15 protein-coding genes are annotated in these 13,824 nt (G+C 68.4%); 7 read left to right on the top strand and 8 right to left on the bottom strand.

All coding sequences use genetic code 11. The features are described 5' to 3' along the window. Nucleotides 1–110: 110 nt before the first annotated feature. The 4 genes from ACFOD9_RS05425 to ACFOD9_RS05410 all read left to right on the top strand — a co-directional run bounded on the left by ACFOD9_RS05425 (nucleotide 111) and on the right by ACFOD9_RS05410 (nucleotide 4,353). Nucleotides 111–1,157, top strand: coding sequence for an LLM class flavin-dependent oxidoreductase (locus tag ACFOD9_RS05425; protein ID WP_379509073.1), 1,047 nt, complete (start codon nucleotides 111–113; stop codon nucleotides 1,155–1,157). Then, nucleotides 1,154–1,909 carry an SDR family oxidoreductase gene (locus ACFOD9_RS05420; protein WP_379509072.1) on the top strand — a complete coding sequence of 252 codons (756 nt, stop codon included), beginning with the start codon at nucleotides 1,154–1,156 and terminating at the stop codon, nucleotides 1,907–1,909. The genes ACFOD9_RS05425 and ACFOD9_RS05420 overlap by 4 nt, the downstream gene beginning before the upstream one ends. A 76-nt stretch (nucleotides 1,910–1,985) precedes the next feature. Then, entirely contained in the window at nucleotides 1,986–3,125 is a 1,140-nt protein-coding gene (locus tag ACFOD9_RS05415) for a phosphotransferase (protein WP_379509071.1), read from the top strand. Between the two features lie 58 nt (nucleotides 3,126–3,183). Continuing rightward, on the top strand, nucleotides 3,184–4,353 hold the full coding sequence (locus ACFOD9_RS05410) for an oxidoreductase (protein WP_379509070.1): 1,170 nt from the start codon (nucleotides 3,184–3,186) through the stop codon (nucleotides 4,351–4,353). 49 nt (nucleotides 4,354–4,402) lie between these two features. On the opposite strand, the gene ACFOD9_RS05405 is transcribed toward ACFOD9_RS05410, so the two are convergent. The 8 genes from ACFOD9_RS05405 to ACFOD9_RS05370 form a co-directional block, all read right to left on the bottom strand. After that, complete coding sequence (locus ACFOD9_RS05405) at nucleotides 4,403–5,275, bottom strand: hypothetical protein (RefSeq protein ID WP_379509069.1); 873 nt, start codon at nucleotides 5,273–5,275, stop codon at nucleotides 4,403–4,405. 71 nt (nucleotides 5,276–5,346) lie between these two features. Then, a complete protein-coding gene (locus tag ACFOD9_RS05400) occupies nucleotides 5,347–5,931 on the bottom strand; it encodes an LLM class flavin-dependent oxidoreductase (protein ID WP_379509068.1) in 585 nt (194 codons plus the stop codon). Beyond that, nucleotides 5,932–6,795, bottom strand: a complete 864-nt coding sequence (locus ACFOD9_RS05395) for an SMP-30/gluconolactonase/LRE family protein (RefSeq protein WP_379509067.1) — start codon at nucleotides 6,793–6,795, stop codon at nucleotides 5,932–5,934. A 107-nt stretch (nucleotides 6,796–6,902) separates the two neighbouring features. After that, nucleotides 6,903–7,823, bottom strand: a complete 921-nt coding sequence (locus ACFOD9_RS05390; protein WP_379509066.1) for a TIGR03619 family F420-dependent LLM class oxidoreductase — start codon at nucleotides 7,821–7,823, stop codon at nucleotides 6,903–6,905. Between the two features lie 36 nt (nucleotides 7,824–7,859). Further along, the gene (locus ACFOD9_RS05385; protein ID WP_379509065.1) at nucleotides 7,860–8,714 is read right to left on the bottom strand and encodes an SMP-30/gluconolactonase/LRE family protein; all 855 of its coding nucleotides are present in this window, start codon (nucleotides 8,712–8,714) and stop codon (nucleotides 7,860–7,862) included. 37 nt (nucleotides 8,715–8,751) lie between these two features. Beyond that, nucleotides 8,752–9,276, bottom strand: coding sequence for a VOC family protein (locus tag ACFOD9_RS05380; RefSeq protein WP_379509064.1), 525 nt, complete (start codon nucleotides 9,274–9,276; stop codon nucleotides 8,752–8,754). Nucleotides 9,277–9,460: 184 nt separating this feature from the next. Beyond that, a complete protein-coding gene (locus ACFOD9_RS05375) occupies nucleotides 9,461–10,744 on the bottom strand; it encodes a cytochrome P450 (RefSeq protein WP_379509063.1) in 1,284 nt (427 codons plus the stop codon). A 42-nt stretch (nucleotides 10,745–10,786) separates the two neighbouring features. Beyond that, nucleotides 10,787–10,960, bottom strand: a complete 174-nt coding sequence (locus ACFOD9_RS05370) for a rubredoxin (protein WP_379509062.1) — start codon at nucleotides 10,958–10,960, stop codon at nucleotides 10,787–10,789. Between the two features lie 134 nt (nucleotides 10,961–11,094). On the opposite strand from ACFOD9_RS05370, the gene ACFOD9_RS05365 reads away from it, so the two are divergent. The 3 genes from ACFOD9_RS05365 to ACFOD9_RS05355 are packed head-to-tail and all read left to right on the top strand — an operon-like array spanning nucleotide 11,095 to nucleotide 13,810. After that, a complete protein-coding gene (locus tag ACFOD9_RS05365) occupies nucleotides 11,095–12,051 on the top strand; it encodes a GlxA family transcriptional regulator (protein ID WP_379509061.1) in 957 nt (318 codons plus the stop codon). A 47-nt stretch (nucleotides 12,052–12,098) separates the two neighbouring features. Next, nucleotides 12,099–13,052, top strand: a complete 954-nt coding sequence (locus ACFOD9_RS05360) for an ABC transporter ATP-binding protein (protein ID WP_379509060.1) — start codon at nucleotides 12,099–12,101, stop codon at nucleotides 13,050–13,052. Continuing rightward, nucleotides 13,049–13,810: an ABC transporter permease gene (locus ACFOD9_RS05355; RefSeq protein WP_379509059.1), complete on the top strand. Its 762-nt coding sequence runs from the start codon at nucleotides 13,049–13,051 to the stop codon at nucleotides 13,808–13,810. The genes ACFOD9_RS05360 and ACFOD9_RS05355 overlap by 4 nt, the downstream gene beginning before the upstream one ends. Nucleotides 13,811–13,824 lie beyond the last annotated feature (14 nt).

Here is a 13,824-nt window from a genome sequence, read left to right as displayed (position 1 = left end):
GTATGCACTACACATAAGCGGGAACGGCCACGGCAGCCCCCACCCCGTCCCATTCCGGGGCCAGGTTCGGGAACTGCGAGTCGGACCAGGCCTGCGCGGGAGAGAAGACGATGCGTTTCGCGGTAACCTACAACCTGGAATACGTCCCCGAAGTCCACAAGACCCCGCAGAACTACTGCAACCAGATCCTGGAGCAGTCGGTCCTGCTGGAGAAGCTCGGCTTCGATGGCGTGTGGTATTCCGAGCATCACACCGGGCGCTATTCGTTCGGCAATCCGGCGGTCATGGCCACGGCCGCCGCCATGCGGACCAGCCGGATCAAGGTCGGCACCGGCGTTTCCCTGCTGCCGCTGCACCAGCCGGTGTTCCTCGCCGAGGAATATGCCCTGCTCGACGTGCTGAGCGGCGGCCGCCTCGAATATGGCATCGGCCGCGGCTACCTGAAGCACGAATATGACTGGGTGGGCGTGCCCGCCGAGGAAAGCCACTCGCGCTACCACGAGATCATGGACTTCCTGATGCGCGCCTGGACCGAGGAGGGGAAGATCGACTTCCTGGGCCAGCACTACCAGATCAAGGGCTACGAGTGCTTCCCCAAGCCGATCCAGAAGCCCTTCCCGGCGGTCTACGCCTCGGCCGGATCGACCATGGAAAGCTTCCGCTGGGCCGGTGAAAAGGGCCTGCACCTGGGCACGGTGTTCTTCCTGCCCGACATCAGCCACCTGCCCGAGGGGATCGCCAGCTACAAGGAGGCCCTGGTCGCCAATGGCCATGATCCGGCCACCCGCGAGGTCATGGCGATCACCCAGATGTATTGCCACGAAAACCACGAGACCGCGCTGCGCGACGGGCGCACCTATGCCAACAACTACTACCGCCACTTCGCCAAGCTGGGCGGCGTGGGACCGCAGAACCCGGTCTATGCCTATTACAACGAAGCCGACTCGATGGACATGAACGATCGCGGCCAGACGCTGATCGGCTGCCCGGACGTATTGTGCGAACGGATCGCCGGCTACGAGCGCGACTATGGCCTCGACTACCTGATGATCGAGGTGGCCCAGGGCGGCGCGCCGCACGAAAACGTGTGCCACGCGCTCGAAGTCTTCGCCCGCGAGGTCATGCCGCACTTCAAGAAGGAGCGTGTCGCGGCATGACGCAAGCCGGAAAGGTCGCCGTGGTCACCGGCGCGGGCCAGGGGCTGGGCCGGGCGCTGGCGATTGCCCTGAGCGAGGCGGGATTCAAGGTCGCGCTGCTGGGCCGGACGCTCGCCAAGCTCGAGGCGACCGCGGCGCTCTGCCCGGGCGAATGCCTGCCGCTGTCCTGCGACCTGATCGACCCCGATCGGGTGCGCGAGGCCTTCGCGCGCATCGTCGCCCGGTTCGGGCGCGTCGACGTGCTGGTCAACAATGCCGCCTCCTATGCCGCCTTCCCGCTGGACGGGGCGACGGACAGCCAGATCATCGACGTGGTCCACCAGTCGCTGGTGGCGCCGATGTTCTGCGCGCGCGAGGCGATCGCCCGGATGCGCGCCACTGGCGGCGACATCGTCAACATCTCCACCCAGTCGGTCATTTCGCCGCAACCGCTGATGATCGTCTATGCCGCGGCCAAGGGCGGGCTGGAGATCTTCTCGCGCGGGCTTCGCAACGAGCTGCGGGGTGAGAACATTCGCGTGCTCACCGTGCAGCTTGGCGTGGTGGCCGGCACCGTGGTCGACGACCTCGCCGAGGATGTTCGCGAGCGCTACGGGCAGGCGCTTCGCAATGCCGGGCTGGACCGGGCCTTCGTCTTCCCCGGATCGGAGCCGGCCGACATCGCCGCGAGCGTGGTCCACGCGGTTACCGCGCCGCGCACCACGATCATCGAGGACATCGTGATCCGCGGGCTGGACCAGGGTCCGGCCTGAGGCGCCGCCCCGCCTCCGGATGGCGGGCGCGAGCCGGAACACGACAGGACAACAAGATACCACGAAGGGACAGGACATGGCTGAAGTGGATGTGGCCGAAGTGGACAGGGCCAACGAGACAATTCCGGCCTCGGTCGAGGAACTGGACCTGCCGACGCTGAACCGGCTGGTGCGCCAGATGCATCCCGATGCCACGGTGACCGGCTTCGAGCTGGTCGAGGCGCGCCAGCGCGGCGAGATGGTGTCCACCGCCGGACGGGTGAAGCTGCGGCTCGACTACGGCCCGGATTCGCCGCCGCTGCCGCGCGACGTGCTGATCAAGATGTGCCTTGATGACGACAGCGCGCCGACGGTACTCTATGAAACGGAGGTCAAGGTCTACCAGCGGATCCTGCCGCATCTCGCCATCGAGAAGCCGGTCTGCCTGGCCGCGGCGTTTGATGATGCCACCGGCCGGTTCGCGCTGATCCTCGAGGACCTGTCGGTCCGCGATGCCCGCTTCCCCAACGTGCTGCAACCGCCGCTGACCCCGGCCGAGGTTGGCAAGCTGCTCGATCTCCAGGCCGTGCTCCACGCCCGCTACTGGAACAGCCCCGATCTGGATGCGGAAAAGTCCTGGCTGAGCAGCCTGACCGAGGGCAGGCAGTTCGCCTTCTTCGAGCAGGCCGCCCCGGCATGGATCCCCACCTATTGCCGCGAGATCCCCTATCGCCACGACCTGATCACCCGGGTCGGCCGCTCGGCCGAGCACCTGTGGGAAAACGTCAAGGCGGTCCACGCCTGGCAGGAGCGCAATCTGCCGATGACCTTCGCCCACGGCGATACCGGCGCCCATAACAGCTACCACCTGCCCGACGGCCGCTGCGGCTTCCTGGACTGGCAGCTTTCGGTGCGCGGCCACTGGAGCCACGATGTCCACTACACCGTGTGCACCGCCCTGTCGGTGGCCGATCGCCGCGCCCACGAGAAGGCGCTGGTCGAGCGCTATCTCGGACGACTGAAAGCGCTCGGCGTGCCCGACGTGCCCACGCTGGACGATGCCATGCGCGAATTCGGCCGGGCGATCATCTGGGGCTTCACCATCGGCTGGCTGATGGTGCCGCCGACGAATTACCCGCCAGCGATCATCAATGCCAACCTCGAACGGCTCTACGCCGCCGTGCTCGATCACCGCACGCTCGACCTCGCCGACGCGGTCACCCCACCGCTGCGCTGAGGCCGCCCCCGCCCGCAACCTTGCCCCGCACCACATCCCCTGACCAACCGAGAGAGCCATGCAGACAACCGACACCCCGGCCCTTGGCACCGCCAATCCCCTTGCCCCCCTGTTCACGCCGCTGAGCATCGGCTCGCTTACCCTGCCGAACCGGATCGTGATGTCGCCGATGACCCGCGGCTGCGCCACAGATGGCGTGATCCCGGCCGAAGCGGTCGATTACTATCGCCGGCGCGCGGAGGGCGGGACCGGCCTGATCATCACCGAAGGCATCGCGGTCAACCTGGATGGCACGCTCGACCAGACCATCCCCCGGCTGGATTGCGAAGCCAGCCGCATGGCCTGGCGCGCGGTCACTGATGCCGTGCACCAGGCCGGCGCCAAGATCATCGCCCAGCTGTGGCACACCGGCCTCATGCGGGGGATGCAATCGGGCGAGGCCGGCGACGAAGGCCGACGGCTCGGCCCCTCGGCGGTCTATCCGATCATCGATGGCCAGGGCGAGACGGTTTCGGTTTTCGCCGAGGGCGAGGCGATGAGCCGCGCCGATATCGCCCGGACCATCGCCGACTGCGCCACCTTTGCCCGGCGCGCCGAGGAAGCCGGTTTCGACGGCGTGGAAATCCACGGCGCCCACGGCTACCTGTTCGACGAGTTCTTCTGGGACAAGACCAACCGCCGCGACGACGAATACAACGGCGACATCGCTGCACGCACCCGCTTCACCACCGAAACGATCGCCGCCATCCGCGCGGCCACTTCACCCGGTTTCGTGATCGGCCTGCGCTTCTCGCAGTGGAAGAACCCGGCCGAGCACTATCCGATCAAGCTGGTGCGCGATCCGGCGGAGCTGGCCGCCTTCCTCAAGCCGCTGGTCGCCGCGGGCATCGACTTCTTCGACTGTTCGACCCGCCGCTACTGGGAGCCGGCCTTCGCCGGATCGGACAAGAGCCTGGCGCAATGGACCCAGGAATTGAGCGGCAAGCCGGCCATGGCGGTGGGTTCGATCACGGTCAGCCTCCCGCTCAACACCCGGGACATCGGCGAAACCGCCGCCGTGGCCGACAATCTCGCCCCGCTTGCCGCCCTGGTCGACGCCGGCCGGATCGACCTGGTCGGCGTGGGCCGGGCGGTCATCGCCAATCCCGATTGGGCCAATGTGGTGCGCGCCAGCGGTATTGCCGGCCTGCGCCCCTATGAACAGTCGCAATTGCTCGAACTGTACTGACCTTGCGGCCCCTGTCCCCGTCCGCCGCCAGGCCGGCGGCGGACGGGGATCAGGATACTGGCGGCTCCGCGCCGTCCACCCGCGGATCCTCGTAGGCGGCGATGGTCCAGGTCCAGATGCCATCGGCCGGAGCGCCGGTTATGCCATATTCCTCGCGAATATCCTGCACCTGCCAGTCAAGCAGGTCCGCGAACGGCACGAGGAACAGCGGCAGCTTCCAGCTGCGCCCCTGGGCCGCCCCGATATCCAGCGCATCGTTGTGGACCTGGACCACGCCGGGATAGTAGAGGTTGCTCCGCATCATCCTGGCCGCGCCGAGGAAATTGGCCAGCCGGTCGAGCCAGGCGGCGAACTCGGGCACGAAATAGGCATAGAAGGCGCGGGTGTTGGCCGTGGCCAGTGCCACCTCGCCGGCGGAATCGGTCGGAAAGCCAGTGATCATGTGCTCCACGTCATGGGCGTGCATCCGCTTGCGCTGGAACCGTTCGATCTCAGACCCCGGCTCGGCGTCGCCGCGCCCGAAATTGAAATCGAAGCCCATTTGCAGGAACTGGTGAAGGCGCTCGCGCAGGGTGCCGGGAGCGGCGCCCTTGAGCTCGTCGGGTGAGGTCGGGATGGTGCGCGGGTCTTCGCAGAATGCCCGCAGGGCCGGCAGGCGCGCCTTTTCCGCTTCGAACAGGGCGAAGAGGCCCGGCCAATCCTCCAGCCCGCCCAGGATCATCGCGCTTTCGGCGATGAAGGCGGTAGGGCTGATGTCGGGGCCATTGCGGCGCAGCATTTCCTGCGCGGTGATCTCGCGCATGGCCGCGCTGTTGAGGTAGTGCGAGGCGCTGACCAGCGTTGAACTCTGCGTCCCGAACCTGGGCAACGCGCCGTTGAAATAGGCCGCATTGGCTTCGTTGTAGAGTTTGGGCGTACTCATTGGCGGCCTCCCGCGAGCGGACGTGCTCGGGCTTTCCGCACGTTTAATGGAATGCCATTACTCGTCAACGTCTACCTGCTCACAACCCGGCGCAAACGGCCACCGCGAAATCGTCGTGGCGGGCCAGTTCGGTGAACCCCTGCCGCATGGTGCAGATCGCGCCGGCGCTTGAGGAAATCGGCGGCCTTATCCACGCCCCGCGCGCAAACCGGGAACGCCTCCCGCCCGAAGCTGGCGACATCGCGCCCCCGGGCTTCCAACTGCCAGGCCCATTGCCTGCCTCCCTTGATCACGCCGGAGAACATATGCCCCTCCCCCAGCCGCCCGCCACGCGCGAAGGCGGTTTCGGCGAAGCCGCCGATCGGCAGCGGAATCCGCCGGCGCGGGCGCGCGCTGAGATTGCCTCGGGTCACCCGATGGAACCGCCCGTCCATCGACAGCAGCGGTTCACTCCACAACCGGCGCAGGTAGCCAATCCGCTCATCCAGTTTGGCGCCGCGCTGCTGGAAATCCTCGCGCAAGGCCTCGTATTCAACCGCGTTCCAGCCGGTGTCGCGCTCCAGCCGCAGGCGTTCGCCCGACAGCAGGCCAATGTCCGCCTCCTCCTTGCCTTCAGAAGTGCCGCGTCCGCCCGCCGCGCGACGGATCGCCGTCATTCACGCCGCGCCAACCGGCACGCGGGTAGTGAACAGCCGCGAGGCCTCGCGCTGATCGTTCGCCCCGCAGACCAGCAGCGTGCGCCCGTCGGCGCCGCCCAGCGCGCAGGCAAAGGCGATGAGGCCATCGGGCAGGTCGACCGAATCGACGATCTCCCCGCCCGGCGCCACTCGCAGGCAGGTGGACCGAACATCGGCCACCCAGATGTGCCCCTCGGCATCGAGCGTGCAGCCATCGAGCGCAACCCGCTCGGCCGGCAGCGGCATCCGACCGGCGGGCCGGCGATCGATCCGTCCCGCCAGGTCGCCCCAGATGCGCCGGTCGCCCAGCGTGCCGTCCGCGGCGATGGAGAACTGGCTGAACCGGGTGCTCATCGTCTCGGCCACGATCAGCGAGCGGCCATCTGGGGTGAACATCATGCCATTGGGCATTGCCATGTCGCGCGCAGCAACGCTGGCCCGCCCCGCCGGATCGACCCGGATGAGCAGGCCGCGATCGGGATAGAGCCGATAGTCGGCATCGAACCCGACATAGGCGTGGCCCCCGGCGCTCACCACCATGTCGTTGAGGAAGCCCGCGGTATCGCCGCACAGCGCGGCAAGGTCGGCCCACGGTTCCAGCCCGCCGCCGGCCCGGCGGCGCAGGACCTGGCGCTCGTCCATCGCCACGACCAGCAGGTCCCCATCGGGCAGCCAGCCGATGCCGCCGGCCCGGCCAGACAGCCGCGCCTCCTCGCGCCGCGCGCCATCGGCGGAAAAGCTGAGCACGGCGTGGTCGCGCATATCGGACAGCCACCAGCGCCCGTCATGCCAGCGCGGGCATTCGTAAAATCGTCCGGCAACCCCGAATTGCGTGATCGTCATGCTGTTCACCCGTCTCTCCCCTGCCGCAACCTTTCCACCGATAACATGATCGTCTGCAAGCACCGCTCCGACCACCTTGGGATCGTTCCCGAGGCGGTCGGAGCGGCCTAGAGCCGCGGGCGGACTTCCTCGGCCACCCATTGCGCGTAATCCAGACAGGCCTGCTCGTCGGCGACCGGCGGCACCGGAACCGAGCTCGACGTTACCCCCAGCGCCTTGTAGCGCGACAGTTCGTCGATGATTTCCTGCGCGCTCATCCGGCCCGATCCCCTGGTGTCGCCGCTGGGCGCGTGGCCGGTGGTCATCCGTGCGGTGCCCAGGCTGTAGCTCACGTCGAACGGGCGTTCGCGCCAGGTCGGCTGCGACTTGAGATAGTCGATCCGCGCCGGGATGTCCTCGGACCGGGTGCGGTAGGACACGATCCAGCCCGAAGCGAACCGGGCCGCCCGGCGCAAGGCGGCATCGCTGTCGCCCCCGATCCAGATCGGCAGGTGCGGGCGCTGCACCGGCTTGGGATCGAAGCCCACATCGCGGAACCGCACGAATTCGCCCTCGAAGCTGGGCCGCTCCTGGGTCCACAGCGCGATCATCGCGGCCAGGTATTCGTCGGCCATCGCGCCGCGGCGTTCGAAGGGCACGCCGAAATAGGCATACTCTCCGCGCATCGAACCGAGGCCGAAGGAGGCCATGATCCGCCCGCCGCTCAGCCAGTCGGCCGTGGCCAGCATCTTGGCGAGCATCACCGGGTGATGCAGCGGCAGGATGGTCACCGCCGAGTTGATCCTGATCCGGCTGGTCGCCCCGGCCAGCGCGGCCTGGGCCACGGTCGATTGCAGCCAGAAGCTGCCGGAATGGGCGATCTGATCGGGCGGCATGGCCAGATGCTCGGGCACGGCGACCATGTCGTAGCCCAGTTCCTCGGCGCGCCGGGCGATCCGCAGGACCGCCGGCCCATCGACCGCCGCCTCCCACGGCTGCGAGATCGCGGCGATCTCCATCAGGTGCGGCAAGGCGAACGAGAGTTTCATGGCGCCTCCTCGGGGCTGCTTGCGGCCTGCGGGTGATCAGGGAAAGCTGGTCGTGGCCGGAAACGGCGCCACGATCGCCTCGATCCGGCCGGCGGTCTCGGCCGTGGCGATTTCCGGCTCGTAGGGGCCGCCGGTGCACAGGAACAGGGTCCGCCGATCCCGCCCGCCGATGGCGCAGGCATAGGCGAACCGGCCCGGCTCCAGGTCGATCCGATGGGTTATCTCGCCGCCTTCCACCACCCGGTAGACCACGCCGGCATTGGGCGATGCCACCCAGATGCCGCCGGCATCGTCGCCGCAGATGCCATCCGGCCCCAGCCCGGCGGGAAGCTGGGCGAAGACCCGGCGGTTGGCGAGGCCGCCCTCCCCGTTGTCGTCATAGGCGAGCAGGCGCCCGGCCATGCTTTCGGCCACGATCAGCGTGCGATCGTCCCGCCAGACCATGCCGTTGGCCACCGCGATCGCTTCGGACGTGGCCAGGCAGGCGCGCCCCTCGGGATCGACGGCGATCAGCGGCGCCGGCTCGAACGGCGGAGCCATGGTCAGCCGGCCGACGAAACAGCGGCCATCCGGGGTGCTGATCATGTCGTTGATCGAAGGCGCCAGCGCGCCGAGGTCGGCATGGACCCGCATCCCGCCGTTGGCGTCGAAGCGCAGAATCCGGGCGCGCTCCATCTCGTTCACCAGGAGATCGCCATTTGGGGCAAAGCCGATGCCGCCGGGCCGCCCCGGCACCGGCCAACTCGCTTCGACCACGCCGGTCTCGCTCATGGCAAAGGCCTGCTGACCATACATATCGGAGAAATGGAGCCGCTCGCCGCGCCAGCGCGGGCATTCCGGCAGGTGCAATCCGGCCAGCAGCGTGCGGGGCGTGCCCATTTGCCTTGCCATGTCCCGTTCCCTCGCCAATGCGCCGACCGGCACTGCCTTACATCTCCACGTAGGGGCGCAAGGGCCGAGAACCGTCCCAGCCCGCGGCGGCCCTGGCGATCTTCTCGTAGACCGCCTCGATGCCCCGCCCGCCGCGATAGATTTCCACGAAGAAGCCCAGGCTGTCACGGCAGTCGATGAACACGATGTCGTCGCTGCGCTGCCACCAGGCGAAGCCCTTGCCCGCGAAGTCGGCCACGGCCGCTTCGAGGTCGTGGGCAAACACGGCGACGTGGTGGAAACCGGCGACGCCAGTGCCCAGGGTGGCCTGGCTGAAGATGCTATCGGTCCCCTCGATCAGTTCAACCAGCTCGATCTGGACCGGGCCGCACTGGCCCAGCGCGATCCGCGCCACGGAACGCGACTGGCTGCCGTCCGGGCGTTCGCGCACGCCCACGAAGGGATCGAGCAGGAAGAACGGCCCCGCGCCCAGATCGCGCGACCAGGCGGCGACCGCCGCCTCGACGTCCTTCACCACGAGGCAATACTGGACGACCTCGCTCGCCAGGGCGGAAACGCGCATGATATCCTCTTCCCGTTGTGGCGTTCCGTTGCAGCCTTCACGCCCTGGCCCGGCGCAGCCCGACTGGCGGGCCTTGCCGGCGAGTGTCGCGGCAATGGCGGCCAAATGCAAATCGCCACGACGGGATCGACGGCAAAGGCGCAGCTTCGGGCCGTTCGATGACCGGGACTGGCCCCGGCACGGCCTAGCCGGGGTCGAACCGCACGTGCAGCGCGTTGGGTCCGCGCCCCACCAGGCCGCCGCCCGCGATCCGCGCCGCCGGCTGGTCCGGATCCCAGCGCAGGTTGGGTAGGCGATCGAGCATGGCGCCCAGCGCCACTTCCATCTCCTGGCGCGAGAGGTGCTGGCCGAGGCAGGCGTGGACTCCGGCCCCGAAGGCGAAGTGCCGCTTGACCGGGCGGTGGATGTTGAAGATGTCGGGATCGTCCCACATGGCCGGATCGCGGTTGGCCGTGGCCATGCACAGGTAGACGCCCGAACCGGCCTTCAGCTCCAGGCCTTCCAGCTCGGTATCCTGTTCCACCCAGCGCAGCATCAAGGGATCGGTGGGATACCAGCGGGTCGCCTCCTGGATGGTCGGCCGCAGCAGCGAACGGTCGGCGCGCAGGGCTTCGAGCTGGTCGGGATGGTCCAGCAGCGCCTTGATCGTGATGCCCAGCTGGCGCCAGGTCGTGCCCCCGCCGGCGAAGACGATCAGCGTACAGTAGCGCAGGATCTCGGCATCATCGAGCTTGCGCGGACCTTCGTCGGTTTCAAGATCGGCGGTCACGAAGCGGCTGATCAGATCATCCTGCGGATCGACGCGGCGCCGGGCGATCAGGGTCAGCAGGATCTCGGCCAGGGTCTGCCCGGCCCTGGCCGACACTTCCGGCGAAGGCCCGTGCAGGGCATCCTCCACCGCCTGGCGGAACGGCAGGATCTGGGCCATCGGAAGGCCGAACCCGGTCGAGACCACGCTGACCGGCAGCGGCCCGCACAGTTCCACGTTGAGATCAGCATGGTCCTTGGCGGTGATCCGGTCGAACAGGGCGTCCACCGCCTGGACGATCCACTTGTCGTTCCACCAGCCTTCCGCGAACGACGGCTTGAAATAGGGTTTGGCGATATCGCGCATCCGCCGGTGGGCCAGGCCATCCATGGTCAGCAGGGTTTCGCCCAGCGCCGTGCCGATGGTGTGCTGGTAGGCCTTGTTGCTGAAGTTCACGTTGTCCATGAACACCTTGTTCACGGCGGCAAAGCTGAAGGCGGTGACCGAATCCGCCTCCGACCATGGCCCGGCCATGCCCTGGGGCGGAATGCCCATCAGGCCATGGAGCGAGCCGCGCAGTGCCGGGCCACGACCGGCCAGTTCGAGCAGCCGGGGATAGGGCTCGAACGAAAGCCGGCCGCTGGCCGCGGCCTCGTCCTCGGGATTGAACAGGGCGCGATCGCGCGCGCTGGTCAGTTCGACGGCGTGGGTGTCACTCATGGCAGCTTGCTCCAATGCGATCGTGGCCCGTTTCGGCCGAACTCATTCCTCGGGCACGAACCCGTCCTTTTCGGCCCCGCACATCGGGCAGGACCAATCATCGGGAACGGCCGCCCATGGCGTGCCCGGCGGCACCCCTTCCTCGGGGCAGCCGGCGGCCTCGTCGTAGACGTAGCCGCAGTAGGTGCAGGCATGGCGCCCCTTGGCCTCCGACATCCTCGCTCCTCCTCGCGGACGGCCTGGCGCGCCGCGTTCCTCTCCGGTCCATCACCCGGTTCGCTTCATCGGACGGACAGAGCCTAGGACCGATCGGGCATGGCCTGAAGGTCGATTTTCGTGCAAATCAGGCCATGGCCAAGCGAATCGCCTGCCTCGTCTACAACGGGTTCCACCTGCTTGATCTGGCCGGCCCGCTATCCGCCTTCGAGATCTGCGGCTATCTCGGCGCGCCCGGCTATGCGATCGCCTACCTCGCGGCCCAGCCGGGCGTGGTCACCAGCGGCGGCGGCGCCCGGCTGGTCTGCGATGCGCTCACCGATTGCCGGCCCGACGATACCCTGCTCGTCCCCGGCGGCTTCGGCGGCTATGATCCGGCAGCGGTCGAACCGCTCTTGCCGCTGATCACCCGGGCGATCCGCTCGGGCCAGCGGGTCATCGCGGTTGGCGCGGGCGTGCGGATCCTGGCGCGCACCGGGCTGCTGGCGGGCCGCAAGGTGGTCTCGCACTGGGCACCGGCGGCGCGCCTCGCCAGGGACTATCCCGAGGTCATCGTCGATGCCCAGCACCTCTACCTGAAGGACGGCAACATCTGGACCTCGGCTGGGGTCAGCGCCGGGACCGACGTGGCGCTGGCCGTCGTTGCCGAGGACCATGGCAGCCGCCGCGCCCGCGAAACCGCCCGCGCTCTGGTGCTGACCGCGCACCGCGGCAGCGGCGGCAACCAGCGTTCGCCCCTGCTCGACCTGCCCGATCGCAGCCACCGCTTCGGCGATCTGGTGATCTGGGCGCGCGAACGGCTCGACGAACCGCTCCCGGTCGAACGGCTGGCCGAACAGGCCGCGCTCAGCGTCCGCCACTTCACCCGCGCCTTCACCGAGGTGTTCGGCATCGGCCCGGCCAAGGCGATCGAGAAGCTGCGGGTGGATGCGGCCTGCGTGGCGATCGAGAGCGGCCTTTCGCTGGATGATGCGGCGCTGGTGGCGGGCTTTGGCAACACCAACCGGATGCGCCGCTCGTTCCAGCGCATCCTCGGCACGCCGCCGCGCGCCCGCAAGCAGGCCCGCCCCCGCGACGGCTGGGACGGGTAACCACAAGCCCCATTGGAGCCGGCGCCATTCGCGCTATGGTCGGCCCCATGACCAGCGATCCGATCCTCGCCATCCGCGGCCTGGGCAAGACCTATCCGGCCCGGGCGAACACCCCGGCCACCACCGCGCTCGACGGGGTTGATCTCGAGATCCGGCGGGGCGAGATCTTCGCCCTGCTCGGCCCCAATGGCGCGGGCAAGACCACGCTGATCGGCGCGGTCTGCGGGCTGGTGCGCCCCGGCAGTGGCACGATCCACGCCTTCGGCCTCGACATGGCCCGGGACTGGCGCGCGGCCCGCGCCCGGATCGGGCTGGTGCCGCAGGAATTGAGCGTCGATATGTTCGAGCCGGTGCTGCTCTCGGTCAGCCATTCGCGCGGGCTGTTCGGCCTCGCGCCCGACCCGGCGCGGATCGAGCAGATCCTGCGCGCGCTCTCGCTGTGGGACAAGCGCGGCGCCCGGATCGGCGAGCTTTCGGGCGGCATGAAGCGCCGCGTGCTGATCGCCAAGGCGCTGGCCCACGACCCCGCCCTCCTGTTCCTCGACGAGCCGACCGCCGGGGTCGACGTGGAGCTGCGGCGCGATATGTGGCAGCTCATCGGCCAGCTGCGCGATCAGGGGGTGACCATCGTGCTCACCACCCATTACATCGAGGAGGCCGAGGAAATGGCCGACCGGGTGGGCGTGATCCATCGCGGCAAGCTGATCGTGGTGGAGGAAAAGGCCGCCCTGATGGCCCGGCTCGGCCGCACCGAGGTGCGCGTGGGCCTGGCCGAGCCGCTGGGCGCGATCCCCGCAGCCCTGGCCCCCTTCCCGGTGCAGGTGGGCGATGACCGGCTCACGCTGATCCTGCGGACCACCGGCGCGCAGGGCCACGAACGCACCATCGCCAGCCTGGTCAAGGCGCTGGTCGGGGCCGACATCGCCTTCACCGCCCTCGACGTCCACCAGTCGAGCCTGGAAGACATTTTCGTCGAACTCGTCGGAAGGAAGGCGGGATGAACCTGCGCGGCACCTGGACCATCTACAAGTTCGAGCTGGCCCGCACCTGGCGCACCCTGTTCCAGTCGATCTTCACGCCCGTGCTGACCACCTCGCTCTATTTCGTGGTCTTCGGCTCGGCGATCGGCGGGCGGATGAGCGAGGTTGGCGGGGTGCCCTATGGCGCCTTCATCATCCCGGGCCTGCTGCTGCTCACCATCCTGGCCGAAAGCACCGCCAATGCCAGCTTCGGGATCTATCTGCCGCGCTTCACCGGAACGATCTACGAGCTGCTCTCCGCCCCGGTCGGCGTGGCCGAAACCCTGCTGGGCTATGTCGGGGCGGCGGCGACCAAGTCGGTCATCCTGGCCGCGATCATCCTGGTGACCGCGCGGTTCTTCGTCGATTACACGATCCTCCACCCGGTGCTGGCCGCCGGGTTCATCGTGCTCATCGCGCTGGCCTTCTCGCTGTTCGGCTTCATCCTGGGCTGCTGGGCCGACGGGTTCGAGAAGCTCCAGGTCGTGCCGATGCTGGTCCTCACCCCGCTGACCTTCCTGGGCGGCACGTTCTATTCGATCGAGATGCTCGCCCCGCCGTGGCGCACGGTCGCGCTGGCCAATCCGGTGGTCTACCTCGTCAACGGCCTGCGCTGGACCTTCTATGGCCGCGCCGATGTCAACATCGCGCTGGCCGCCGGGCTGACGGTTGCCTTCCTGGTGATCTGCGTGGGCATCGTGACCTGGATCTTCCGCACCGGCTGGCGCCTGCGAAGCTGAACCGGCGCCAGCGG

The organism is Novosphingobium bradum (genome assembly GCF_042646485.1).
Lineage (GTDB): Bacteria > Pseudomonadota > Alphaproteobacteria > Sphingomonadales > Sphingomonadaceae > Novosphingobium > Novosphingobium bradum.
The sequence above is the reverse complement of the archived record's forward strand: the minus strand, read 5'-3'. Positions and strand labels throughout refer to the sequence as shown.